This window comes from Pseudoroseicyclus sp. H15, assembly GCF_054353345.1.
This window is the reverse complement of record NZ_JBTHJE010000001.1, coordinates 404255-430260: the sequence shown is the minus strand read 5'-3', so window position 1 is coordinate 430260 and position 26006 is coordinate 404255. Positions and strand designations below refer to the sequence as shown.

Below are 26006 nucleotides of genomic sequence, written 5' to 3'. Positions count from 1 at the left end.
CATGAATATTGACTTCATCCGGGTATTTCGTCCGCAGCTGCCTGCCGCATCGGAGGTGGCCGCCTATCTTGCGAGGGTGGATGTCGAAAGACATTACACCAACCGCGGCCTGCTTGTGATCGAGCTGGAGGCCCGGCTTGCGAGCCTCTTCGGCCTGCAGCCGCACGGGCTGCGCACCACGTCGTCGGGCACGGCGGCGCTGGAAGTTGCGATCATGGCCCATGCCGGCCGGGCCGAGCAGAAGCGGCTGGCCCTGATCCCCTCCTTCACCTTTGCCGCCACGGCCATCGCCGCCGAGCGCTGCGGATACGAGCCGCATTTCGTGGACATCTCGCCCGAAACCTGGGCGCTCGACCCGGCGCGGCTGGCCCGGCACCCGCTGATCGGCGAGGCCGGCCTTGTGATCTCGGTCGCGCCCTTCGGCCAGATGCCCGATGTGACCGCGCTGGAGGAATTGCAGCGCCAGACCGGCGTGCCTGTCGTGCTGGATGGCGCGGCCAGCTTCGAGCAGCTCGCCGCCAGGCGCCGCAAGGCCTCGCCCAGCGTGCCGATCTGCCTGAGTTTTCACGCCACCAAGGGCTTCTCGACCGGCGAGGGCGGCGCCGTCGTGTGGGACAATGCCTTCGGCCAGGCCCGTGTGGAGCAGGGGGCGAATTTCGGCTTTCTGGGGTCGCGGCAGGCCCGCACCGCCGGCACCAACGCCAAGCTCAGCGAATATCACGCCGCCGTCGGCCTTGCGATGCTCGACGGGCGCGCCCAGCGCCAGGCCGAGAACGACGCTGTCGCCGGTGCCTATCGCCGCGCCGCCGCCGAGGTGGAGCTGCCCGGCCGCCTGCATCTGGCGCCAGACATCTCGCCCGCCTACGCGCTGTTCGAGGCTGAAAGCCCGGCTTCGTCAGCGCAGCTACAGGCCCGGCTGCACGGGGCCTTCATCGAAACGCGCGCCTGGTACGAGGCGGGCCTCGCCGCGCAGCCCTGGTTCCAGCGCTACAACAGCGACCCGCTGCCGGTGACGCAATCGCTGGCGCCCCGGCTGTTCGGCATTCCCGTCTCTCACGATCTGAGCGAAGACACGATAGCGCTGGTGCTCGATCTTCTCTCAGGGCGTGGCGAACAAAGAGGATACGCATGACCGACATCGTCATTTTCGGCGCCGGCGCCATGGCGGAGGTCATCGAGGTCTATCTCGACAGGCATTCCGACTATCGCATCGTCGGCTACACGCTGGATGCCGCCTATCGCAAGGAAGACCGGCGCCACGGCCTGCCCGTCGTCGATTGGGAAGAGATCGATCAGCGTTTTCCGCCCGGCAGCGTCAAACTGCTCGGGCCGCTGACTTATCAGCGCATGAATACCGTGCGCCGTGACCGCTATCTGGAGGGAAAGGCGAAGGGCTATGATTTCGCCAGCTTCATCCACCCCGGCATCTGGAATTATGCTGAAAGCATCGGCGAGAATGTCGTGATTCTCGAGCAGAACACCATTCAGCCCTTCGTCACCATCGGCGACAATTGCATCATCTGGAGCTCGAACCACATCGGCCATCACACCGTGATCGGGCCGCATGTGTTCGTCGCCGGGCATGTCGGCATTGCCGGCAATACGACGATCGGGGCCGAAAGCTACCTCGCCGGCAAAGCCGGCGTGCCGCATGGCATAACCATCGGTAAGGGGGCGGCCGTGCTGAACGGCGCCTTCGTGCAGGCCGATCTGCCCGATTACGCCGTCATCGCCGGCCCCTCGGGCGAGGTGCGCAACTTCAAAAGCACGAAACTGCACAAGCTCATCTGATGCTCTGGCAGCGGCACGGAACTCTCTTCACCCCGCCTGGCCAGGGCGAGTGGCAGAGCCATGCGCAAACGCCCACCCCCCTGGCGCTCGGCCCGCGGCACTGGCGCGTCTGGCTGGGCGGTCGCAACAGCCAGAACCAAAGCCGCATCTTCCACATCGATCTCGATCCCGAGACGATGGAGGTGCTGGAGGTGAACGACACGCCCCTCGTGCCACTCGGCCCGCCCGGCAGCTTCGATTCCGCCGGGCAAAGCGCCACCTCGGTGCTGCGCGTGGGCGGGGAGACGCGGCTCTACTACATCGGCATGCATCTGCGCCGCGACGTGCCCTACGGCATGGCCATCGGCCTGCTCCGCAGCGCGGGCGATGGCTGGCAGCGCAGCCCCGCGCCGCTCATCGGCCTTGGCCCGCAGGAGGCCTATTTCGCCTCGGCCCCCTATCTGGAGGAGGCGCCCGGCGGCTATGCGGGCTGGTATCTCTCGGCCACTGGCTGGATCGAGGCAGAGGGCGGCTTCGACCCCTGCTATGGCCTGCGGCGCGTGACCTCTGCCGACGGACTCACCCTGCAGCCCCTCGACGACGGCATCTGGCCCGGCCCCGAAGGCGGGGGCTTCACCCGGCCCTGGATCTTCCGCGCAGCCGGCACTCGCTGGCTCTGCTTTTCGGGGCGGGCCGCGCGCGGCTTTCGCGGTGGGGCGGGCGGGTACCGGCTGATGTTGGCCCCGCTCCATGACGATGGCTCCGCCGGCGAGCCCGCGCCCTTGCGCTTCGCCAACCCGCCCGGCCCGGGCGATTGGGACAGCGACATGCAGGAATATGCCGCCATCCTTCCGTATGGCGACCGGCTGATCATGCTCTATTGCGGCAACGGCTTCGGCCAGACCGGCCTCGGCTGGGCCAGCCTCGAGTTTTGACCCTCTTTACCCATGCCTAACGATTGGCCAGTCGCCCGCGCCAATTGCAAAACAATTGCCCGATTCAAGGTTGAAAGGTAGAAATCTCGCACGATCTCTTTAGGAGGCAGATTCCAATGAAATCCCTGATGGCCGATTTTGGCCTCGGCTCCGGCCCCGCCGGCAGCCACAAAGCTATTTTCTCTTCACTGCAAGCGCTGGATACCTTCGATTTCGGAGACAGCGACCACGGCGTTCTTGGCGCCGGCGACAATGCCGCACTGGGCAAGGGCGGCGGCCTTCTGGCCCACCATGTTCTGACGATGCAGACGGCCGATGCCGCCATCGTCGTGACGCAAGACGGCCCGCAGGCCGCGGTGGCGATCAGCGTCGCCATCGACTTTGCCGAAGCCAATGCAGAGCAATTGCTCGACAGCTACGTCTCCGGCCAGGGCGGGCTCGGCGTCTTTTCCGATTTCAACATCGAGGTCGTCTTCAAGGGCGACGGCTGGACGGAAACGCTGCAAAGCGCCTTCATCAAGGCGGCGGAATACCTGTCGACCATCATTACAGGTGACGTGCCCGATGCCTTCCGCGGCTTGATCGACGACATTCGCATCAACGCCCAGATCTCGGATATCGATGGTCCGGGCCAGGTGCTCGGCCAGGCCGGGCCGCTTTTGTTCCGCGGCAGCAGCTCGTTGCCGACCTTCGGCAAGATGGAATTCGACGTCGCCGATGCTGAAGATTTCGATGCCATGGACCTCTTCGACGACATCGTCGTGCACGAGATGATGCATGTGCTCGGCCTCGGCACCATCTGGGAGATGCTCGACCTCGTGGTCGGCAACACCCGCCTCGGCATGCGCTTCACCGGCGAGAACGCCAAGATCGCCTATCAGAACGAGCTCTCGGCAATCTCCAGCGAGGATCGCTTCGCCTGGCTCGGTGTGCCGGTCGAAACCGACGGCGGCCCCGGCACGGCGGGCGGCCATTGGGATGACGATACCTTCCTCAACGAGCTGATGACCGGCTTCATCGGCTCGCCCGACGATGTGGGAGATTACGTTTCGCCAAACTACGTCTCGTCGATGACCGTCGCCCAGTTCGAAGACCTCGGTTACGAGACCATCTGGGATGCCAGCGACCCGCTCGCCCCCATCCCGCAGCCCGACGATCTGATCGTCTGATCGAAAGGCCCCGGCCCTTTGGAACGCCGCTCCCACCGGGGGCGGCGTTCATCATTTGTGAACCACCGCGCGGCGCGGTGACGAAGGGCTCACCTGGCCCGGCCTATCCCTTCGCAACTGCAAATGTTCAAGGACAGGCCCCATGCCCGATACGTCGCCCCGGCTCTCGCTGCCCTATATGCAGGCGGCGCAGGCGCAAAAGCACGTCACCCATAACGAGGCGCTGCAATTGCTCGACGCTCTGGTCGCCCTGCGCATCAAGAGCTTCGGCGCCGCCAGCCCGCCCACCTCGCCGGCGGCGGGGGATGTGCATGCCGTCGGTAGCGGCGCCACCGGCGCCTGGGCAGGCCAGTCCAGCAAGCTCGCCATCTCGGCCAACGGCGGCTGGGCCTTCGTGGCGCCGCAAGAGGGCTGGCTGGCCTGGGATCTGGCCGAGGGCAGCTTCGCGCTGTTTCAGGGCGGCAGCTGGGCCGCCTGGGCACCCGATCTGCAGGGGGTCTCCGGCCTCGGCGTCAATGCCACGTGGAACAGCACCAACCGGCTCACCGTCGCCTCGGATGCGGTGCTGCTCACCCATGCGGGCGGCGGCCACCAGGTGAAGGTGAACAAGGCGGCCCCGGGCGAGACGGCGAGCTTGCTCTTCCAGTCCGATTATTCCGGGCGCGCCGAGATGGGGCTGGCAGGCAGCGATGCCTTCTCGATCAAGGTCAGCCCCGATGGCGCCACTTGGCACAGCGCCCTCGCTCTTTCGGGCACCGGCGCCGCCTCGCTGCTGGCGGGCGCCGAGATCGACGGCGAGATCGCCTATCACCGCGGCAATGTGTTGGGCACGGTCGGCCTAGGGGGCGGTGTGCCTACCGGCGGCCTGCTGGAGCAGGGCACCAACGCCAACGGCGCCTGGCTGCGCTTCGCCGACGGCACCCAGATCTGCTGGCGCAGCGACCTCTCCGCCGCCGCCATCGCCACGGCAGACGGCGCCCTCTACCGCTCCGCCGCCGTCGCCTGGACCTTCCCGCAGCCCTTCGCCGCTGCGCCGGCGGTCACCGGCGGGCAGGTCTCCGCCGCCGGCGTCTGGGCCTCGGCCAGCGGGGTTACCACCTCCGGCGCCAGCGCCCTGCTGCATGCCGCCATTGCCATCGCCACTGCCAGCGATTTCACCATGAGCGCCATCGGCCGCTGGGCCTGAGCCTGCCTCGGCGCCTTGCGGGTAGACCGCCCGGCGCCGCTGGCCTACCTCTGTCGCAACCTGAAGGGGCAGAGGGACGATCATGGCACCCAAATTCGGCACGAGCGGCCTGCGCGGCCTGGTGACTGAGCTGACCGACGAGCTGGTGGGCGCCCATGTCGCCGCCTTCGTCACCGCCTGCGACACCGGCACCGGCCTCTATGTCGGCCGCGACTTCCGCCATTCCTCGCCCGCCATCGCCGCCGTCGTGGCCGAAGCCGCGGGCGCCATGGGCCTGCGCGTCACCGATTGCGGCGCCGTGCCCACCCCGGCCCTCGCCCTGGCGGCGATGGAGGCCGGCGCGGCGGCGGTGATGGTCACCGGCAGCCACATCCCGGACGACCGCAACGGGCTGAAGTTCTACACACCAGAAGGCGAGATCACGAAGGAGGACGAGGCCGCCATCCTCTCCGCCCTCGGTGACGCCCCTCAGGGCGAGGGGCTGGAGCCCATCGCCGCCCCAAGCACCGGCATGACCTATCTGGCCCGCTACAGCCGCGCCTATGGCCCTTCGGCCTTGGACGGGCTGCACATCGGCCTCTATTCCCATTCCGCGGTCGGCCGCGACCTGCTGCACAACTGCCTCACCGCCCTCGGCGCCGAGGTGACCGAGCTGGCCCGCTCCGAGCATTTCATCCCCGTCGATACCGAGGCGGTGCCTCCGGAGATCCGCGCCCAGCTCAAGGCCTGGGCGAAGGAGCACGGGCTCGACGCCATCGTCTCCACCGACGGCGACGGCGACCGCCCGCTGGTGACGGATGAGACGGGCCGCGTCATCCCCGGCGACATCCTCGGCCAGATCACCGCCCGCGCCCTCGGCGCCGCCGTGGTGGTGACGCCGGTCTCCTCAAACACCGGCGCCGAGCTCTCCGGCGCCTTTGCCGAGGTCATCCGCACCCGCATCGGCTCGCCCTATGTCATCGCCGGCATGGCGCGCGCCTCCGGCGATGTCGTCGGCTACGAGGCGAACGGTGGCTTCCTGCTGGGCTTCGACGCCGCAGGCCCCGCCGGCCCCCTGCCCCGCCTGATGACGCGCGACGCGCTCCTGCCCATCATCGCCCCCCTCGCCGCCGCAAAGGCCGCCGGCCAGAGCCTCTCCGCCCGCGCCGCCGCCGAACCGGCTCGCTTCACCGCCGCCGACCGCCTGCAAGAGATGCCGAGCGACCGCTCCGCCGCCTTCCTGCGCGGCCTCCGCGACGATCCCACCGCCCGCGCCGCCCTCCTCTCGGATCTGGGTGAAGAGGAACAGGCCGAAGACAGCACCGATGGCCTCCGACTTACCCTCGCCTCAGGCCGCATCCTGCACCTGCGCCCCTCCGGCAATGCCCCGGAATTCCGCGTCTACGCCGAAGCCGGCAGCGCCGAGGACGCAGACGCCCTCATGCAGCGCGCCTTCGCCCTCCTGAAAGAGCGCGTCTAAAAAACCCCACCCTCAGGATATCGCCGCACATCCAAAGCAAACGCCCCTCTTATCCTCGCTTTTCTCGAAATATCCTCGGGGGTGTTTGAGGGGGCAGACAGCCCCCTCATCGCATGCATCGAATGCGCCGCAGGCGCTCCTTTGGGTCACCCCCCGAAGAACTCGCGCACCGCGTCGATCACGGCCTCCGTCGCCGCCTCATTCTGATGCGGCCCGATGGGCAGCGACAGGATCTCGTCGCACAGCCGGTCTGCCGGGCTGCCGATTGCAGGGCCCGCCTCGGCGAAGGGGGCGAAGCGGTAGACGGGCCGCGGATAGTGGATCTGCGTCGCCACGCCCGCCCCGGCCAGATGCTCTGCCAGCGCATCGCGCTGCGGCGTGCGAACCACATAGAGATGCCAGACCGGCGCATCCCCCGGCACCTCCGGCGGCAGCGCCAGCCCGTCCAGCCCCGCCAGTCCTTCGCGATAGCGGGCAGCGATAGCGCGGCGGCGGTCGTTGGCGGCGTCCAGCCGCTTGAGGCGCATCGACAGCACCATGGCCTGCAGCGGGTCGAGCCGGGAATTGCGGCCCGCCTCCTCATGCTCGTATTTCCGCTCCGAGCCATAATTGCGCAGTCGCCTCGCACGAGCGGCGAGATCGGCATCGGAGGTCACCAGCGCGCCACCGTCGCCCAGCGCGCCGAGGTTCTTCGCCGGGTAGAACGAGAAGGCGGCAGTCAGCCCGAAGCTGCCGGCGACGCGGCCGCCCGCCTTCGCCCCATGCGCCTGCGCGGCATCCTCAATCACTGCCAGCCCGTGCTTCGCCGCCAGCGCCAGGATGCCCTCCATCGGCGCCACGGCGCCATATAGGTGCACGGGCACGATCGCCTTCGTGCGCGGCGTCAGCGCCGCGGCGTAGCCGGCCGCATCTGCATTGTAGCCGCCTTCCGGCGGTTCGGCGGGCACGGGTGTGGCGCCCGCCATACGCACGGCCAGCCAGGTGGCGATGAAGGTATGGGCCGGCACGAGCACCTCGTCTCCCGGCCCGATGCCCGCCGCCTCCAGCGCGATGGCCAGCGCATCCAGCCCGTTTCCGGTGCCGATGCCCTCCGCCGCCCCGCAATAACGCGCGAAGGCGGCCTCGAAGCCCTCCACCTCGGGGCCAAGGATGTAGCGACCGCTGTCGAGGAACCGCGCCCAGATCGCATCTAGCTCTGCCCGTTCCTCCTGTGCGGCGGCGGCGAGGTCGAGAAAGGGGATCGTCATCCGGGCATCTCCAGCGCAGCGATTACATGCCCAGGCTGGGCCGCGATGTTGCCGTTCCCCGGGGGATTGGACCTGTCCCGCGCGCGGTCAGGCATGGGCGTGCAGCGCCTCGAGCGCATTTTCCAGCGCCGCTGGCTCGAAGTGCAGCGGGCGGTTGTAGGGCAGGCCGGGCGCCTCGGCGTCGGGCGTGCCGGTGAGCACCAGCACCGTCTGGCCCAGCGCCTCCTGCGTGGCGGTCAGGGCCGGCGTCTCCTCCAGCTCGGGGTTGTGCAGGTTGAGGCTGAGCTGCCCCGCACGCCCGTAGAGCTGCGCCTGCAGAAGCTGCGACCCCGCAGCGCCAGCGACCACATCGGCCGCGCGCAATCGGCGGAGCTGCTCAGCGAGCGGCAGGCGCTCCGGATAGAGCACGGTGAAGCCCTGCCGCTCGAAGACCGCGGCCACACCCGGCTGGTCGGCCAGCCGCGGATGGCCGGAGCGGGCGAGGAACAGCCGCTCGCCGGAGGGCGGAGGCGGGGGCGGCAAGGTGGCGAGCAGGCGGGCCAGGGCCGGCGGGTTCATCGAGGAATGGCGCGTCTCGAAGATCACCTCCGGCTGGCGCAGGATCGGCCAGTATTCCGGCGCGCTTGCCTTCCACAGCCGCCGCACCCGCGCCGCCTGGCCAACGCCGAGGCGGATCAGCGGCCGGCCGGGCGCGACCCAGCGGAAGAGCGCCTCGAAGGGCTCCGGCAGGCCAGCATCGACGATCATCGGCACGCCGGGCGGCAAGCCCATTTCGGCCGCGAGAAGAAGCTGCGGCGCGAATTCCAGCAGGGCATGGCCCCAGCCGGGCGAGAACGGGCCGATAAGGCTGATCGCCTCGTCCAGCTCCAGCGCGTCGTTCTCAGGCAGCAGCCAGTGCATCTCGCCGGCCTCCTCGCCCGTCACAAGCGCGTCGAACCAAGGGCGCGTCGCCATGCGCGTGCGCTCATCTCCCTGATGGTCGGCCAGCAGCCGCCCACCCGCCTCGATGAAGGCCGAGCGACCGAAGACGCGAGCGTCCGCCAGCTCGGCCAGAAACAGCGCCCGCCCCGCGAGCGTGACACGGGGTGACCGCCCGCCCGTAGCCAGCGGTGCCCCCGCCAGCGGCACCTCGGCCGCCTCGGCGTAGATGCGCGGCGAGACGTGGTCGATCAGCTGCCCGGGCGCGCCGGTGCCGCCGCGACGCGGCCCGAAAGGGGCGAGGAGCCGGGCCAGCTCGCCGCGCGCCGCCGCGGCCCCCAGCCGCTCCGACAGCGCCGCCTTGAAGTTGATCATCGGCCAGCCGCCGGGGTTGGCCAGCGCCGCCTCTGCCGCTTCCCGCATGTCTTCCGGCAGGCTCACCCGAAGGCTCCGCCTGCCGCGAGGCGCAGAAACTCTCCATGATCGCGCACGTATTCGGCCTCGTCATAATGCTCCGACGCGAGCACGAGCAGCCCGGCATTGGCCGAGAAATTGTTGATCTCCCGCCAGATGCCGGGGCCAAGCAGCAGCCCCTCCTCGGGATGGCGAAGAGTGACCACCTTCTGCCGCTCCCCATCGTCGACATGCACGTCGAAGGCGCCAGACGCGGCGATGTAGAGCTGCCAGAGCCGCTTATGGGCGTGGCCGGCGCGGGTGGCCTTGGAGGGGATGTCGAAGGTCAGGTAGACCCGGGCGATCTCGAAGGGAATGTCCTTGCCGCCCTCCACGATGGCAATGGAGCCGCGGTGATCGTAGACGGAGTGGATATCCATCAGCCGGCAATCGTCGATGGATGGCATCAGAGCGCGACCTCGTAGATATCGTGCATCACGGCGCGGGCGCCGAAGCTCTCCTTGTAGCCCTGCAGCCCGGCGTTCAGCACGCGCCCCCCCTCCTCTGACGAGATGCCGAGGTCGAGCACCTGCCCCGCCTCGTGTGCCAAGCCTATCGCTTCGGCATGGAGCAGGTCGAGGGCGCGGGTCTCGCGGGCGACAGCGTTGCCGGCGGTATATTGCGAATGCAGCGCTGTGGGCGTGGCGTAAAGCACCATGCCGCCCAGCATTTCGGCACCGCGCGTGGCGGCGAGGAGGCGGATGTTCTGCGGGAAGCGCCCGGCGAGCATCGTGATCTCGGCGAGGCTATGCACCGGCGCCACGCCATGCGCCTCTCCCAGCCGCTCTTCCAGCACCGCCCAGAAGGCCGACCAGTCGTCGCTGTAGCCGATCTCCACCCCCGCGCCTTCCGCCTTGGCGATGTTGCGGCGACGCATCCGGCTCGGCTCCGGCGCGCCGGGGGAGATCACCGTCAGCGCATCGCGGCGGATCAGCCGGGCGCCGGCGCGGGCGAGGGCCCAGCGATCCTCCTCCGCCGGGGCGCGGTGGTAGATGGCGGGGACGGTTTTGTAGATCAGCCGGCTGTCACCCTCTGCCGCCGCCGCCGTGCAGACGGCGCCCAGCGCCGCCTCCGCCTCCGCCAGCCCCATGTCGTCGGCCAGCACCAGCCCGCCATAGGTCAGCCCGCCATGGCTGGAGCGAACACCCTCTGCCCGGCTGGCGGGCAACACGGCGCGCCAGCGGCCCTCGTCCACCACCACCAGCGAGGCGTCGGTGAAGCGGTCGGCGTGGTAATCCATGTAGCCGCGCTCGAAGAGAAAGGTGCCGTTGCGGCTGGCGCGGATAAAGGCATCCCATGTCGCCGCCTCGTCTGGCCGGTAGGGGCGGGCCGTCAGGCTCATGGCCGCCAGATCAGCAGATCCTCGCGCCGGTTGGAGACCGGCAGCGCAGAGGGCTGCGGCATCAGCCAGGCGTCGAAACCGGCGGCGCGGGCGCGGGCCATCAGCCCCATGAGCACGCCATCGTCCATCCGCGCCGGATCGCCCGCGAAGGGCGGCACCTCGGGGTCGTCCTCGGTGCGCATGTAGGCGCGGTGGAAGGCGCGGCCGGCGTCGGAATTGAGGAAGCGGCGAAGCTTGGAATGGTTGGCGACATCGCCGATGAGCAGCGCGCCACCGGGGGCGAGCAGGCTCATCGCGTCGTCCATGAAGCGAAAGGGGTTCGCCTCCCAATAGACGGCCTGCAGCACACCGTAGGCGATCACCACGTCGGCGCCGCCGGGCAGCGCCTGGCGCAGGGCCGGCAGGCTCTCATCGGGAAAGCGGCCGGGCACCCGCTCCAGCGCCGGGCCATCGGGCAGCAGCGCCAGCATCTCGGGGCTGTCGACGGCGACGAAGCGCTGGCCGCGCTCGCCCGCCCGGGCCAGCATCTGCCGCGTCAGCTCACCAAAGCCGCAGCCGATATCTACAACCGACGCCCCCTCGCGCAGCAGGCCCGGCAGCTTGTGCTCGAAATCGGCAAGGATCGCCGGCTCGAAGCCTTCGCGAAAGCTGTCGGGCGAGCCGAGCTTCTCGGTCTCGCTGAGCGAGGCATCACCGGCGCGCTCCCGGTAATCGGCGTAGGTCAGCCCGCCGAACCGGGCAGAGGCATCCTTCGTGTCATCACGGCCCGGCTCGTGCGCCATGCTCTCTCAATCCCCATCCCAGACCGGGCGGTGATAGCCGAGCAGCCCGGCCGTCTCGTCATCCCAGCGATTCTTGCGGAACATCGTGTCGAAATCGGAGCTGCCGGGCCGCTTTGCCCGGCGCAGCTCGCCCGTCGCCGCCTGTACCTTGTGGATGGCGGAGGCCGCGGGCACGTACCAGATCTTCTGGCCCAGCACCCGGCGGACAAGGTCGCAATAAAGCCAGTCAGAGCGGTAATGCCGCCCCAGTTCGGCATCGAGCGGGCCCGCGCGGTTCCACACATCACGGCGCACATAGACGGCGAAGAACGGCGCGTAGATCAGCTCGACCGGGCCACCGTCGTGCAGCAGCGGCACGTCGGCCACGTTGTTGTGGTGGGCGGAGAGCGTGACATCGCAGGGCACGGCGCGGTCGCTGTCGGGCATATGGGCGCGCATCGTCTCCTGACCGGCGGGCAACACCTGGCGCGGCACGGTGATGGCGGCATCGGGCAGCGTATCGGCGGCGCGCTGCAGCTCGCGCATGGCGTTGCGCGCCAGAATGGCATCGTTGTTGAGGATCATCAGGTCACGGCCCGGCCGCGCCACCTCAACCCCCTGATTGACGGCGTAGGAGAAACCGAAATTCGCCTCGTTCTCGATCAGGCGAATGCGGCCCTCTTCGGCGCGGCTGCGCAGGAAGTCGGTGGTGTCGCCACCCGAATCATTATCGACAATGACGATCTCCAGATCGCCGCGCACCCGCAGCTCTTCCATCGCCGCCAGGCATTCCTTGAGGTCCGGCAGCGCCCGCCAATTGGGGATCACAGCGCTCGCGGGCCGGTCGAGCGCGAAGGGCGCCTTGGCCAGCGCCGCCGCCTTCCGGGTGGCGAGGCGCGATTGCAGCTTGCGGGCAAAGGGCGACAGGCTGTGATCGTCGGAGACGGCATTCTCGGTGCGGCCGACCGTGTAGTGGCAGAGCGCGACGGGGATCGAAATCATCCGCCCCATTTCAGAGGACCGCAGCACCAGATCATGGTCGACGAAGCGCCGCAGCCCGGTGTCGAAGCCGCCGACCTTCTCCAGCAGCTCGCGCTTGAGCATGAAGCAGTTGAGATCGGCGAAGTTGCGGTTCTCCAGCGCACCGCGGTGGAAATGGGCGAAGCGCATCGTCGAGGGTGAGGTCTCGTCGCCGCGCCAGACGTAGAAGCCCGAATAGCCGGCCTCGGCGCCACCTTCCTGCAGCGCACCCAGCATGGCGGCGATGTAGCGCTTGTCCCAGGTGTTGTCGCTGTCGAGATAGGCGACGTACTCGCCGGTGGCGGCGCGCCCGCCGGCGTTGCGCGCGGCGGAATGGCCCTGGTTCTGACCCAGCTCGATGAAGCGCAATCGCGGATCGTCGAAGCTGCGCACCACATCGGCCGAGCGGTCGCGGCTGCCGTCGTCCACCACGATCAGCTCAACGTCGGGCCAGCTTTGCGCCAGCACCGAGCGAATGGCGTCACCCACGATGGTCTCGCGGTTGAAGACAGGCATGACGACAGAGACGCGCGGCCTCGCCTCACCGGCGAGCGCCTGCGCTTCAAAGCGGTCGGCCAGCCTGTCCATCTGCGCGAAGACGCGCTTCTGCGGCTCGTCGAAAGGGGCGTGAATTCGTGACTGGGTGAGCGTGTCACGCAGGTAATCGTCGAACGAGCGGTAGCGGCTCGGCGGGCGAATCCAGCGGATGCTGCGCTTCGTGACGAGCTTGCCTGTCTCGTCGTCTATGAGCTCCACCTGATGCGCCGCGCCGCGCAGGAATTTCGGCGGCACGCTGTAGCGGAAGCCATGCAGCCCCCCGCCAACGCCGGCCTTCTCCAGATCGGCGCGGTGCATGTCGGCCGGAAGCTGCACGGCCTCGCCGTCGATCACCAGTCGGGCGGCGCGCGGGGCCGGATCGCCGCGCACGGCGAGCCAGCCATTGATCACCGCACTGTCGGCCCGCAGGTCGAGCGCGCCCGCCAGCCGCAGCGGCGTCTGCGAGGCCTTGCGCGGGCGCTCGGCCGTCTCGGGCGGCAGGGCCAGCCGCCCCTCGGCCCGGCCGTTGCGCAGGTAATGCACCAGTGCATTGGCGCCACAGCTGCGCACGTCGCCATAGATGCGCAGATAGTACTCGCCGGAAAAGTGGGGCCCCGCATCACGGCCGACCCGCCCGCCGATGCGCAGGTAATGCTCCAGGGGGCTCAGGCCCGACGGGCCGACATCGGGGTAGCGCTCGACATACCAATCGGCGTCGAACAGGCCGGATTGAGCGATGAGCACGTCATCTTCCAACGGCACTTCGGCCTCTGGCCCGGGCGCGATGCTGGCCTCGCTGCCGGGCGTCACGATGTTGCTTTCGCCAGGCTGGCGTTCGGCATCCGCCCTTCGGCCAGGCCGAAGCGCAGGAAATGCTCGAGCGGGTCGGTCTTTGAGCCGGCGACGTCGGGGTTGGCGCGCCGGTAATACTCTTCATCGAACACGCCGCTCTCGCGCACGGCATCGAGCGCCGCACGCAACTGCCACTTGCGGCGCATGCGCGTAATGCCGGCGGCAGGGCCGACAAGGGCCTGGATCAGGCGCAGGTACAGGTCGCGCTGCGATTCCACGTAGCGGGCGTGGCGCACCGCCTCCTGCTCGTCGGCCAGGCGCTGTGCCATCGCGCGGCGCTCATCCTCAAGCCGCAGCAGCAGGCCGGAGAAATTGACGATCTCTCTGTAGCGCGCGTCGAGGTCGGCCTGCAGATGCTCCTGCCGGCGTGCCGCATCCTCGAGCTTCGGGCGCAGCTCCAGCAGCTCTTGCGCGGCGCGATTGGCCTCGGGCGCAATGGCGTCGAGCTCGGCCTGCAGCGCGCTCTGCTCTTCGATACGCTCGGCCAGCTCCTTACGGGCGACATGCGCCTCCCATTCGGCGGCGCGCACCCTGTCGCCGTAAAGCAGCGCCTCGCGGGCTCGGGTGCTGATGGGGCCGAGGAAGGGCTCCGCCGCGCGCATCCCCTCGCGCGCCTTTTCCAGAGCAGTATGGTCGACATCCTCTGCGCCGCCGCTGGTGGCCCAGCTCTCGACCGCAGACCATACCGGCCCGAGCCATTTGGGCAGGTCGGGACGGTCGGTGAGCATGGTCTCGTCGGAATGCTGGTGGCGCAGCCGCGAGTCGATCGAAAGGGAGAGATCGCCGACGACAGAGGCATCGACGGGCCAGTCGAACTCGAAATGCCGGGCGATGCCGTCGAGCACTGCCTCGGCCTTACCGGCAAGCACCGTTTCGTAATCCACCGCGAGGCGCCGGCGCCCCTCGGTCGCCGCCTCGGCATCGAGCACATGCGCCAGCCACAGCAGATGCCCCACCTGCGAGGGCAGGCGGTTGCGCTCTTCCAGCGACTGGGCCACCTCAAGCGGGTGACGCACCACGATCAGCGGCAGCACCTCGATCCCCATGCCTTCCAGCACATCGATCCAGAAGGGCGCCAGCCGGCAGATGCGGGGGTCCTTGAACACGAACAGCTCGGCGTCGCCGAATTCGGCCTGGACCAGCGCCTCGGCCTCGGCGCGGAAGCTCTGGGCAATCTCCGACTGCGCCCAGCCCTCGGGCAGCGACCGCCAGTCATGCCAATGGCCGCCCAGCGCTTCGAGCATCTGGTCGTTCAAAAGCTGGATCTTGCGCGATTCCCAATGGCCCGCGGGATTGGTGGCACTGGCGCCGATCAATGTGCCCGGCAGGTCTGCGCCCATGCCAGAAATCAGGCGCGTCAACATTGAGGTACCGGAACGGTGCATGCCCAGCACCACGATCGCCCGACGACGCGCGGTGTCAGGCTGGACGGCGGTTTGACGCATTCGTGATAAAATTGGCAGGCACAGGCCCGCCACCCTCTAATACATAACTTCGAAAGTACTAGTCAGCCCACGCGATCCTCGCAAGCGCTGCGCAAAAAACCACCTGCGCAGCGGCAGGGTGTTCCCCTGATGCGGCAGGTTAAGTAATGCTGCGCCTCAGGGGGCTGCCAGCCCGAAAAGAAGAACGGGGGAGGCCTCATGGTCACGGCGACGACGCGCAGGCCGCGCATCATCGGCACCGCGCTGCCGCGAACGATTGTCCTGCTTGCTGCCCTCGCCGGATGCACCCTGCCGCGCGGCGCGGGGCTGGAGTCAGAAGTTCTGGCCGCCAGCGCCCGCACCGCCACTGGCGAAGCGGTGCGCGACTTCACTGTCGAGCCGGTCACGCGCGAGACGCTGCCGCGCTTTGCCGCCTGGCCCGCGCTCGGCGAGCCGGCGCTGAACTGGATCGCCCGCACCGCCGAGCCGGCGAACCGCATCATTGCCTCGGGCGACCTGATCAACATCACCCTCTGGACGGCCGAAGAGAACTCGCTGCTCACCTCGCCGGGCCAGCGCTCGATCAGGATGGCCGACCTCACGGTTTCCGCCAGCGGCGCGATCTTCCTGCCCTATGTGGGCGAAGTGCGTGTCGCCGGGATGAGCCCCGACCATGCCCGCGAGCGGGTCGAGGAAGAATTCGCCACCGTCACGCCGAATGCTCAGGTGCAGCTTGAGATGACGGAGGGACCAGAGAGCACCGTGGCGCTGGTGGGCGGCGTTGCCTCGCCGGGCGCCTATCCGCTGCCCAACCAGGATTACACCGTCCTCGAACTGCTGGCACGGGGCGGCGGCGTGCAGAACGCGCTGCGCAATCCGCAGATCCGCCTGATGCGGAGCGGCGCCGTTTACGGCACCTCGGTCTCGCGCCTGTTCTCCGAGCCCTCGCTCGACACCACGCTGCGTCGGGGCGACCGGGTGCTGGTGGAGGAGGATGACCGCTTCTTCCTGTCGCTCGGCGCCACAGGCAGCGAATCCGTCCATCCCTTCACGAAAGATGCGATGACGGCGCTCGAGGCGATGTCGGTCGTCGGCGGCCTCGCCGACAACCGCGCCAATCCGCAGGGCATTCTAGTGCTGCGCGAATATCCCGCCTCTGCCGTCCGCGCCGATGGCTCGGGGCCGCCGATGACCCGCGTCGTGTTCACCATCGACCTCACCTCGGCCGACGGGCTGTTCTCTGCCGGGCGCTTCCCGATCTATTCGGGCGACCTCGTTTACGCCACCGAAAGCCCGCTGACCTCTGCGCAGGCCATTATCTCGATCCTCGGCAGTGTCGCCGGCGTGGCGGACCGCTTGTGACGGGCGGCGCTTGACTTGAGCCGCCGCAGAGGAGAAGCCACCGCCCGCCGCACATCACTCGCCGGGGCCGGGAATGCTTAGACGTATCGCGTCGCTCTACAGCCGCTACGCCACCGCGCATTTCCGAGCCGAAATGCCGGGCTTCGAGATGTACGACAACTCCGGCCGCCGGATCGGCCGGATCGACTTCATCAAGCTCGATGGCAAAGGCCTGCGCATCGCGGGGTGGACACTGGCCAGCCAGGTTGTGCTGCGCTTCGGGCGCGAGAGGGCTGCCGCCGTACCCTCGCTGGCGCGCCATGATGTCGCCCGCTCGCTCGATATCCGGCCCGAGGTCGGCTTCGACCTGACGGCCCCGCGGGCCGAGCTGCCGGTGGGGCATGTGCCCTACGTGCAGCTCGATGCCGCCGCCGGCGGCGACCCGGTGATCATCGCCCTGCCCGCGCCCGACCAGATGCGCGGCCAGACGCGCCTGGCCGCCAGCTTCGCCTGGGCCTGCCTGCGCTCCGCTCCCGCCGCCATCCGCTGGCTGATGCGCCACGATCTCGCCGCCCGGGCACAGGTGAAGGCCAATCTGGGGCTGGAACTGCACAAGCTCTCGCTCTCGTTTGACGAGACGATCTTCGGCTCGGCCTTCGGCAACGAGGGGCGGCCCGTGCCGCAGGAGGGCGAGGCCGAAATCGCCATCGTCCTGCCCGTCTACAATGCCTTCGAGCTGCTCGATGAGGTGATTGCCCGCGTCATCGAGCACACCGACCTGCCCTTCCGCCTGATCGTGGTGGAGGACAAATCGCCCGACGAGCGCGTGCGGCCCTGGCTGCGCGAGCGCGTGGCCGCCCATGAAGCGGCACATCCGGGCGAGGCGGGGCGCATCGAGCTCATGGAGAACGACGAGAACCTCGGCTTCATCGGCGCCGTCAACCGCGGCCTCGCCCGTGCGGCCGAGCTGAACCGCCATGTCGTGCTGCTCAATTCCGACGCCTTCGTGCCGGCAGGCTGGGCCTCGCGCCTGCTTGCCCCAATCGTGGCCGAGCCGGATGTCGCCAGTGTCACGCCGATGGCGAACGATGCAGAGATCTTCTCAGCCCCCGCCCTTTGCGTGCAGACGCCGATCCTCCCCGGCATGGCCGACATCATCGACCGCGAGGCGCAGCGCCTGTCAGGCCCGTTGACCCAAGCCGAGGTGCCAACGGGCATGGGCTTCTGCATGGCGATGAACCGCGCCTATCTCGCCAAGATCCCGGCGCTCGATACCGCCTTTGGCAAGGGCTACGGCGAAGAGGTCGACTGGTGCCGCAAAGCGCTGGCGGAAGGGGGGCGGAACCTCGCGCTTGCTACGCTCTACGTCGAGCATCGGGGCGGCGAGAGCTTCGGCTCCGAGACCAAGCTGGCGCTGGTGAAGAAGAACGGCGCGATGATCGAAAAACGCTACCCCGGCTACGATGCCGAGGTGCAGCGTTGGATCGCTGCCGATCCGCTGATCTCGGCCCGCATGGCGCTGGCCATGGCCTGGGCCGGGGCATGGAGCGACGCGCGCGCCGCCGAGGGGGCCAAGGATGCGCTGGTGCCCATCTACCTCGCCCATACCATCGGCGGCGGCGCCGAGAACTGGCTGCTGGACAAGATCGAGACCGAGCTGGCCGTCACCGGCCGCCCCGCCATCGTGCTGAGGGTCGGCGGCGGGCGGCGCTGGATGGTGGATGTGATGAGCCCCAAGGGCACGCTTTCCACCTCGCTCGACGATACCGACGTGCTGATGCGCCTGCTGCAGCCGATCCGCCGGCGGGAGGTCGTTTATTCCTGCGGCGTGGGCGACTCGCAGGCCATGGCGCTGCCCGGCGAGCTGCTGGCGATGGCCGAGGCGGCGGATGAGGGACGGGTGGACATCCTGTTCCACGATTTCTTCCCCGTCTCGCCCTCGTACACCCTGATGGGCGCCGATGGCCGCTTCAGCGGTGTCGTGCCCGCCGGGCAAGAGGCGGAGGCCGACAAGGCGCACAGCTATCGCGGCCTGCTCGCCAAGCCCGCGGGCCTCGCCGAGTGGCGCGCCGCCTGGGGCAAGCTCGTGGATGCCGCCGATGCGCTGACTTGCTTCTCTGAAGACAGCGCCGCCCATGTCGCCGCCGCCTATCCGCAGGCGGAGGGAAAGATCCGGGTGCAGCCGCATGGTCTGCTGGCGGAAGTGCCGCAGCTCTCCGCCCCGCCCGCCGGCAGCCCCCGCGTGATCGCGACGCTGGGCAACCTCGGCTATCATAAGGGCGCCAAGGTCGTCTCGGCGCTCGGCGGGTCTCTGACGGGGGGCGAGAGGCCGAAGCTGGTGGTGATCGGCAATATCGACCCGGCCTATGCCCCGCCGCTCGAGGTGCAGGTGCATGGCGATTACAAGCTGGGCGAGCTGCAGATGCTGGTGGAGCGCTACGGCGTGACCGAGTGGTTCATCCCCTCGATCTGGCCGGAGACCTTCTCCTACACCACCCACGAAGCCCTCGCGACGGGCCTGCCCGTCTGGTCCTTCCATCTGGGCGCCCAGGGCGCGGCGGTGGCCCGCGCGCCGAATGGCCGCGTGATCCCGCTGACTCCGGGCAAGGCGCCGGAAGAGGCGGCGCTGGAGGCGTTTACTGCCGTATAGTGACGGCGGGGCGCTGAAGAGCCACTACAATTCCGCGTCGCACCCGCCCGGCTAGCGTAGGCGCGGGTTGAGCGGGCAGCGGCGGGCGTCAGCCCGCCAGAACCACCCTCACAGCCGCCCCGTCAGCGCCAGTCCCGCCAGCACCAGATCGCCGCGCCAGCTCTGCCGCTTCAGGCCCAGCCGCCGCAGCTCTGCCAATCGCGCCGCGCCGCCCTTCACCTGCCGCATGGCGCCGAAGGCCTCGGCCAAGGTGCGGTTCGGCGGCGTCATGTACATCGAGGCAGCGGACAGGGCGGAAAGGTTCGTGGCCAGCCAGCCCGCGTAATGCCGGTCCTTCAGCAGCGTCGCCCTCGCCGTGCCAGCCCGCAGGCCGCGGTGGGCACCCAGCGAATTGCTGTCGTGCTGGCGGTAGAGCAGACCGGGGCGCAGGTCGTTGATGATCGGCATGCCCGCGCCGGACATGGCCAGGTAGATCCACCAATCGTGATGCGGCGGGTTGATGCCCTCTTCCACCGCCGCCGCCGTCATCGCCCTGAGCCGGGCGAAGGCATCGGGGTCGAGGATCAGCGTGTTGCCGGCCAGGATGTTCTGCACCAGCGCATTCGAAAAGCTCGGGCCGCGCTTGTGCACCACCGAGGGGCCGATACGGGTGAGATGCGCATCCACCAGGATCGTCCGGCTGGCATAGACCTGCGCGCCCCGCGCGCCCATTTCCGCCAGCCCGTGCTGCAGCTTGTGCGGCAGCCAGACGTCATCCTGATCGGAGAGCGCCACCCAGCCTTCGGGCAGTTCGGGCCGCAGGATAAGCGAGAGATAATTCGCCGCCGGCCCCAGCGCCGGCCCGTCGAACACCGTCACCCTGCGGCCGGGATGCCTGTCGGCGAAGCGGGCAAGCGTGGCGCGGGTGCCGTCGGTCGAGGCATCGTCCGACACCCAGAGCGACCAGTCGCCATGGGCCTGCGCCGCGTAGGATTCGAGCTGGTCGGCCAGATGTGCGCCGCCGTTATGCGTGCAGAGAAGGATGTGGATATGTGGCGCTGCCATTCAATTCTCGAAGCTGGTCGCGAGCTCGGGCCGCCCCATCCGGCACTCTGGTCAGTGCGCTCGTTTCTATGTAGGAAGGAGCAACGAGTTTCAACCGGCGAGCAGAGGCCTCTTTGTCCCAGAACCCCAACGAGGGCGGCCCCCGCGCTACTGGTGACGGCGACGAGCCCAAAGACCAACGCCCGGCCAACGCCCAGAGCGACGACAAATCCGTCCTCTCTCTCGCCGAGCGGAAGGCCGCGATCGCGCGCGCGCAGGCCGAAAAAACCGAACGCCTGCAAAATCAGGGCGGCGGCCATACCGCCAAGGGCAACGCCGGCAAGGCGCAGCCGCGCCCCGAGGGTCAGGCCACCGGCAAGGCCGCCCCCGCCAAGGCACCTAACCAGCAGCCCCAACCGCAGAAGCCCAAGGGCCAGTCCGCCGCGCAGGCGGCGACTCGTGCTGCCCCGGCGCGCAGCCATCCGCGCAAGCGGCACTGGTCGGTCGTCTTTGCCTTTCTTTACATCGTGGTCGTCCCGGTGATCGCGAGCAGCTGGTACCTGTGGGAGCGGGCGATCGACCGCTATGCCTCGGAAGCCGGCCTGTCGATCCGCACGCAGGAAGTCAGCTCGGCGCTCGAGCTTCTCGGCGGCGTCGCGGCGCTCGGCGGCGGCTCGTCGAACGATGTCGATATCCTTCACCAGTACCTGCAGAGCCAGGAGATGGTGACGCGCATCGACTCGCTGATCGATCTGCGCAGCATCTGGTCGAAGGGTGACGAAGAGCAGGACCCGATCTTCGTCTACCACGCCCCCGGCACGATCGAGGATCTGGTGAACTACTGGGGCCGCATGGTGCATGTCTACAAAGACGGCAGCACCGGCCTGCTCAACATCGAAACCGAGGCCTTCACGCCCGAGGATGCGCAGCTCATCGCAGAGACGATCGTTGCCGAGAGCTCGCGCATGATCAACCGCCTGTCGTATGACGCGCAGCAGGATGCCACCCGCTACGCCCGCGACGAGCTGGACCTGACAGTCGAGCGCCTGAAGACGGCCCGCGAGGCGATCACCCGCTTCCGCAACGACAATCAGATCGTCGACCCCGAAGCCTCGATCACCAGCCAGATGGGCATTCTCTCGCAGCTGCAATCGCAGCTCGCCAATTCGCTGATCGAGGTCGACATGCTGCGCCAGACGGCGGGCGACACCGACCCGCGGATCGAGCAGGAGCAACGCCGCATCGCCGTGATCGAGCAGCGCATCGCCGAAGAGCGCGCCAAGCTCGGACTTGGCGGCGACGGGCGTTCGGGCCAGTCGGAGCTGTTCGCCGATCTGGTGGGCGAATACGAAAGCCTCGCCGTCGATCTGAACTTCGCCGAGCAAAGCTACGCTGCCGCCCGCGCCTCTTACGACGCGGCCGTGGCGGAATCGCAGCGGCAAAGCCGGTATCTCGCCACGCACGTGCGGCCCACGCTGGCCGAGACGCCCGAATATCCCCAGCGGCTGACGATCCTGGCGCTGATCGCCTTCTTCGCCTTCCTCATCTGGGCGATGGGCGTGCTTGCCTATTACGCCTTCAAGGACCGGCGCTGACGCCCGTTCGCCCATGATTCTGTTCAACAAAGTGGCCAAGGTCTACGTGCTGAACGGCACGGCCAAGCGCGTCTTGCACGAATCGACGCTGGTGCTGCCGTCGAAGACCGGCATCGCGCTGTTCGGCCGCAACGGCGCCGGCAAATCCACGCTGCTGCGCATGATCGCCGGCACCACCAACCCGACCGCGGGCGAGATCCTCACCGACGGCACCATCTCGTTCCCCGTCGGCTATGCCGGCTCGTTCCACCCCGACATGACGGGGGCGCAGAACATCCGCTTCGTCGCGCGGATCTACGGCGTCGATACGGATTCGCTGATGGATTACGTTCGCGACTTCGCCGAGCTGGGCAAACACTTCAACCTGCCGCTGCGCAGCTATTCCTCGGGCATGCGCTCGCGCCTCGCTTTCGGCGTGTCGATGGGGCTGAAGTTCGACACCTACCTGCTCGACGAGATCACCGCCGTGGGCGACGCCGGCTTCAAGCGCAAGTCTGACGCGGTGCTGAAGGAACGCCTGAAGGATTCCGGCGCCATCTTCGTCACCCACGCGCCCGGCAGCGCGCGCGAACTCTGCTCTGCCGGGCTGGTGCTGGAAGGCGGGCGGCTGACCTACTTCAACGAGATCGACGAGGCCATCGAGGTGCACAAGTTCAACTCGAACAAGCCGCGCTGATCACATCATCCCGATCGTATCGTCGAGCGCGTTCCAGTCGGTGATCTTCTTGATCCGCAGGCTGTGCCCGTCGCCGAAATCCAGCACCGTGTCGCCACCCTGAAGATGGCCGTAGGTATCTAGGATCGCCTGGCCGCTCATCTTGGCGCCGTCCAGCAGCCAGCGATCGATCTGGATGCTGTCCTGCGCGAGCTGGAAGTCCTTGATCACGTCCTTGCCGCGCTCGAAGACAAAGATGTCGGCCTGGCCGCCCCCGAAATACTGGTCGTTCCCCGTGCCCCCGAACATCTTGTCGGGCCCGTTGTTGCCCTTCAGCACGTCGTGGCCGTTGCCGCCGTAGAGCTTGTCGTTGTTCTCGCCGCCCACCAGCGTGTCGTTGCCATTCTCGCCCCAGAGCTTGTCGGCATGCATTCCGCCCTGGACGAGGTCGTTGCCGCCGCCGCCATAGAGCATGTCTGTCCCGTTCATGCCGTAAAGCTTGTCGGCCGCGCCGCCGCCCCAGAGCGTATCGGGGTGGTGCCCGCCCTCGAGCTTGTCGCAGCCGTCCTGCCCGTACAGCGTGTCGCTGCCATAGCCGCCCAGCAGCCGGTCGTTGTGCTTGCCGCCATAGATCACGTCGTTGCCGTCATGGCCGCCGATCGTGTCGGTGCCATCGTCGCCATAGAGCCTGTCGTGCCCCTCCTTGCCGGTGATCGAATCCGCGCCCGCCCCGCCGTAGAGCAGGTCGGCCCCATAGCCACCGTCGAGGAAATCCACGCCGGCGAGGCCCTTCAGCACGTCCTTGTCGTCGCCGCCGTAGAGCTTGTCGTTGTCATTGCCGCCGAGAAGCCGGTCTTCTCCGGCATCGCCGAAGATCTCGTCGCGGCCATTCTCGCCGTAGAGCACGTCATTGCCGCCGCCGCCGCGCAGAACGTCGGCATCGGCGCCGCCATAGAACAGGTCGTGATCGGCGCCGCCGCTGAGCGTGTCGCTGCCCGCCTCGCCGTAGAGGGAATCGCGCTGATGGCCACCATCGAGCTGGTCATTGCCATCGCCGCCGAAGACCGTGTCGGCCCCGTCGCCACCGGCGAGCCGGTCGTGGCCGGCGTGGGCATAGATCAGGTCATCGCCAGAGCCGCCATCCAGCCGGTCATGGCCGGCGCCCGCGTAGAGCCGGTCGTTGCCGCTGTCGCCCAGCAGAGTGTCGTCGCCTTCCTCACCATAGAGCCGGTCGTGCCCGCCCGCGCCATTGGCGCTGTCATGGCCCGTGCCCCCGTAGAGCACGTCGTCACCGCTGCCGCCATCCAGCCGGTCGGCCCCGGCGTCGCCCCAGAGCGTATCGGCTTCGCTGCCGCCGAAGACCCTGTCGTCATGGTTGCCTCCATAGAGCAGGTCGGCGCCCGACCCGCCGTCGAGCGTGTCGCGGCCATCCTCACCTTTCATACGGTCGCCGCCTGCATCTCCGCCCAGCACATCATCCCCTGAGCCGCCGAGGAGCGAGTCGTTGCCATCGCCGCCACCCAGGTTGTCGTTGCCGGTCTGGCCGTAGAGCGTGTCGGTATCGGCGCCGCCGCGGAGGATGTCATGACCCTCCTCGCCGTAGAGCAGGTCACGCCCCGCATCGCCTTTCAGCTCGTCATTGCCGCTGCCACCCTCCAGCCGGTCATCGCCGCGCCCGCCCTCAAGCGCGTCATTGCCGCCGCCGCCATCCATCGCGTCATGGCCGTCGCCGCCGAGCAGAAGGTCGTCATCGGACCCGCCGTAGGCAGTGTCATTGCCATCGCCGCCATGCAGCAGATCAGAGCCCTTGCCGCCGTCGAGCAGGTCGCTGCCGTCACCGCCCTCCATCCAGTCCTGGCCCTCGCCGCCATACAGGCGGTCGTTGCCCATCTCGCCCAACAGCGTGTCGCCGCCCTCCAGCCCGTAGAGCCGGTCATCGCCGCCGCCGCCGATCACGGTGTCGCCCGCCTCGTCGCCATAAAGGTCGTCGCGGCCATCGGTGCCCGTGACAGTCTTCGGCGGCACCAGATCGGGCACCCAGCTCGGCATCAGGCGTTCGAGGGGAATCAGGTCCATCTCCAGCACCTGCGCCTCGGTCAGCGGGCGGCCGTCGGCGGTGTAGATGCGCAGCACCTCATTGTCGAAGCGGATCTCCGCCCCCCAGCTGCGCTCGACCACGCCGAGCTGGCCGGTGTTGCGCAGGAAGGTCCAGGCCGAGAGGTCGATGCTGTCGCGCCCGCGCTCGAAATCTTCGATGACATCGACGCGGCCATCCGCTTCGAGGAAAAACACATCCGCCCCCGCACCGCCCGTCAGCGTGTCGCTGCCGGCCCCGTCGATCAGAATGTCGTCGCCATTGCCGCCGAACAGAAGGTCGGCCCCATCGCCGCCGCCCAGCACATCGGCGCCGCCGCTGCCCGCCAGCGAGCCACCGCCGGAAGGGGCCGCATCGCTGCGCCCGGCATTGGGGAGATCGGCATGCAGCCAGGTGAGCCCCGGCTCGGAGCCGGAGGTGACGAAGATGTCGATGCCGCCATCGTCCGCCTCAGCGAGGGCGATGTCGGTGATTGTGAAGAGGCCCGTGTCGGTCTGATCCTCGACCACCGCCAGCGTCAGCAGGCGGCCGCCGGGCAGCAGCTCCATCAGCGTGATGCCGTGATCGCCGCCCGCCGCGGCGACATAGACCCGCCCGTCGATCTCGATCATCTCGAGCGTCGAGACCCATTGAAAGCGCGTGTCGCGGCTGTCGAGCACATGGTCGGTCACCCGCAGGCTGCCGTCGGCCATGATCTCGGCGACCGTGAGCGTGGAGGTGACGGAGGAGCCCATGACCGCATAGCCATGCCCGCCTACCTCGGCCGCGACGATGGCCGAGGGCGAGTCGAGCCCGATGCCAGTCATGTTCCACATCCGGCCCGTCTCTTCCGGCACGCCGTTGGAGCCCACGCGGAAAAGCACCATCGCATCGAGATGGGTGCTGGCGCCCACGAGCCAGGTCTGCCCATGCCCTTGCAGCGAGGCCAGATCCGACAGGCCGGGGCCTGAGGCAGCGGGCCGCTCAGGCGGGCAGATCGACACCGCCTCAAGCGTGCCGCCATCGCTGACGCGCCAGGTGGAGATGCCGTCGCAGCCGGGGCGAAGCCCGTAGATGTAGCTCTCTCCGCCCGCGTCGAGCAGAAGCACCTGGCTGACGTCATCGGGCAGCGCGTAGAACGGGTTCGGCGCGCCGAAGGGGGTGAACACGCCGGCATCGTCGACGAAGCTCAGCGTTACCGCCTCGTTCGCCACACCCGTGACGCAGGCGAATTGCAGCCCGGCGATGTCGACCAGGGTGACGGCGGCATCGACGCCCGGCGTATAGGCCGAGGGCAGGTACAGCCCATCGATCACCGAGAAGGTGTCGCCCTCAAGCGACCAGCTCACCAGCGCGCGGCCCGCCTCGCTGATGGTGTAAAGCACGGGCCCTTCGGCGCCCTGCTCGACCCAGATATCCGTGATACCGACCAGATAGGTTTGCTCGTACCCACCCGCCAGCCAGGCCACGCGGCCCACTTCGACAATGCTCATCTGGATGCCCCCATCCGCGCCAAAAAGATGGGGCGTAGATCGGGCAAGGGTTGAGAAAGGTGGCTTACCGAAAAGTGGCCAGCGAAGGGCGTTTCGATCTAC

Annotated in this window: 19 protein-coding genes; 10 read left to right on the top strand and 9 right to left on the bottom strand. The window is 68.5% G+C overall.

The window, feature by feature from the left end; translation table 11 throughout:
• Position 1 precedes the first annotated feature (1 nt).
• From ACXN5S_RS01935 to ACXN5S_RS01910, 6 genes are all read left to right on the top strand, one after another.
• A complete protein-coding gene (locus ACXN5S_RS01935; RefSeq protein ID WP_458603697.1) occupies positions 2-1132 on the top strand; it encodes a DegT/DnrJ/EryC1/StrS family aminotransferase in 1131 nt (376 codons plus the stop codon).
• A complete protein-coding gene (locus ACXN5S_RS01930; protein WP_458603696.1) occupies positions 1129-1791 on the top strand; it encodes an acetyltransferase in 663 nt (220 codons plus the stop codon). The genes ACXN5S_RS01935 and ACXN5S_RS01930 overlap by 4 nt, the downstream gene beginning before the upstream one ends.
• Complete coding sequence (locus ACXN5S_RS01925) at positions 1791-2705, top strand: hypothetical protein (RefSeq protein WP_458603695.1); 915 nt, start codon at positions 1791-1793, stop codon at positions 2703-2705. The genes ACXN5S_RS01930 and ACXN5S_RS01925 overlap by 1 nt, the downstream gene beginning before the upstream one ends.
• A 128-nt stretch (positions 2706-2833) precedes the next feature.
• A complete protein-coding gene (locus tag ACXN5S_RS01920) occupies positions 2834-3874 on the top strand; it encodes a leishmanolysin-related zinc metalloendopeptidase (protein WP_458603694.1) in 1041 nt (346 codons plus the stop codon).
• Between the two features lie 142 nt (positions 3875-4016).
• Entirely contained in the window at positions 4017-5060 is a 1044-nt protein-coding gene (locus ACXN5S_RS01915) for a DUF2793 domain-containing protein (RefSeq protein WP_458603693.1), read from the top strand.
• Between the two features lie 82 nt (positions 5061-5142).
• On the top strand, positions 5143-6519 hold the full coding sequence (locus ACXN5S_RS01910; protein WP_458603692.1) for a phosphomannomutase: 1377 nt from the start codon (positions 5143-5145) through the stop codon (positions 6517-6519).
• A 146-nt stretch (positions 6520-6665) separates the two neighbouring features.
• Here ACXN5S_RS01910 and ACXN5S_RS01905 read toward each other — a convergent pair whose 3' ends face one another.
• The 7 genes from ACXN5S_RS01905 to ACXN5S_RS01875 all read right to left on the bottom strand — a co-directional run bounded on the left by ACXN5S_RS01905 (position 6666) and on the right by ACXN5S_RS01875 (position 15013).
• Positions 6666-7766: a DegT/DnrJ/EryC1/StrS family aminotransferase gene (locus ACXN5S_RS01905; RefSeq protein ID WP_458603691.1), complete on the bottom strand. Its 1101-nt coding sequence runs from the start codon at positions 7764-7766 to the stop codon at positions 6666-6668.
• An 87-nt stretch (positions 7767-7853) separates the two neighbouring features.
• Entirely contained in the window at positions 7854-9125 is a 1272-nt protein-coding gene (locus tag ACXN5S_RS01900; RefSeq protein WP_458603690.1) for a glycosyltransferase 61 family protein, read from the bottom strand.
• On the bottom strand, positions 9122-9544 hold the full coding sequence (locus ACXN5S_RS01895) for a sugar 3,4-ketoisomerase (protein WP_458603689.1): 423 nt from the start codon (positions 9542-9544) through the stop codon (positions 9122-9124). Before ACXN5S_RS01895 ends, ACXN5S_RS01900 begins: the two co-directional genes overlap by 4 nt.
• Positions 9544-10479 (bottom strand): GNAT family N-acetyltransferase, encoded by a 936-nt coding sequence (locus tag ACXN5S_RS01890; protein WP_458603688.1) that lies wholly within the window; start codon positions 10477-10479, stop codon positions 9544-9546. Before ACXN5S_RS01890 ends, ACXN5S_RS01895 begins: the two co-directional genes overlap by 1 nt.
• The gene (locus ACXN5S_RS01885) at positions 10476-11261 is read right to left on the bottom strand and encodes a class I SAM-dependent methyltransferase (RefSeq protein ID WP_458603687.1); all 786 of its coding nucleotides are present in this window, start codon (positions 11259-11261) and stop codon (positions 10476-10478) included. Before ACXN5S_RS01885 ends, ACXN5S_RS01890 begins: the two co-directional genes overlap by 4 nt.
• 6 nt (positions 11262-11267) lie before the next feature.
• A complete protein-coding gene (locus tag ACXN5S_RS01880; RefSeq protein ID WP_458603686.1) occupies positions 11268-13607 on the bottom strand; it encodes a glycosyltransferase in 2340 nt (779 codons plus the stop codon).
• Positions 13604-15013, bottom strand: a complete 1410-nt coding sequence (locus ACXN5S_RS01875) for a sulfotransferase family protein (protein ID WP_458603685.1) — start codon at positions 15011-15013, stop codon at positions 13604-13606. Before ACXN5S_RS01875 ends, ACXN5S_RS01880 begins: the two co-directional genes overlap by 4 nt.
• Positions 15014-15292: 279 nt before the next feature.
• Here ACXN5S_RS01875 and ACXN5S_RS01870 point away from each other — a divergent pair, with 279 nt between their 5' ends.
• Both ACXN5S_RS01870 and ACXN5S_RS01865 read left to right on the top strand, forming a co-directional pair.
• Positions 15293-16435 carry a polysaccharide biosynthesis/export family protein gene (locus ACXN5S_RS01870; protein ID WP_458603684.1) on the top strand — a complete coding sequence of 381 codons (1143 nt, stop codon included), beginning with the start codon at positions 15293-15295 and terminating at the stop codon, positions 16433-16435.
• A 73-nt stretch (positions 16436-16508) separates the two neighbouring features.
• Positions 16509-19064, top strand: coding sequence for a glycosyltransferase (locus tag ACXN5S_RS01865; protein ID WP_458603683.1), 2556 nt, complete (start codon positions 16509-16511; stop codon positions 19062-19064).
• 108 nt (positions 19065-19172) lie between these two features.
• Here the strand turns inward: ACXN5S_RS01865 and ACXN5S_RS01860 are convergent, their stop codons facing one another.
• Positions 19173-20108, bottom strand: coding sequence for a glycosyltransferase (locus ACXN5S_RS01860; RefSeq protein WP_458603682.1), 936 nt, complete (start codon positions 20106-20108; stop codon positions 19173-19175).
• A gap of 113 nt (positions 20109-20221) precedes the next feature.
• Between ACXN5S_RS01860 and ACXN5S_RS01855 the strand changes: the two genes are divergently transcribed.
• Both ACXN5S_RS01855 and ACXN5S_RS01850 read left to right on the top strand, forming a co-directional pair.
• The gene (locus ACXN5S_RS01855; protein ID WP_458603681.1) at positions 20222-21682 is read left to right on the top strand and encodes a capsule biosynthesis protein; all 1461 of its coding nucleotides are present in this window, start codon (positions 20222-20224) and stop codon (positions 21680-21682) included.
• A gap of 13 nt (positions 21683-21695) precedes the next feature.
• Positions 21696-22358 (top strand): ABC transporter ATP-binding protein, encoded by a 663-nt coding sequence (locus ACXN5S_RS01850; RefSeq protein ID WP_458603680.1) that lies wholly within the window; start codon positions 21696-21698, stop codon positions 22356-22358.
• On the opposite strand, the gene ACXN5S_RS01845 is transcribed toward ACXN5S_RS01850, so the two are convergent.
• Positions 22359-25904, bottom strand: a complete 3546-nt coding sequence (locus ACXN5S_RS01845; protein WP_458603679.1) for a calcium-binding protein — start codon at positions 25902-25904, stop codon at positions 22359-22361.
• Positions 25905-26006: the final 102 nt, after the last annotated feature.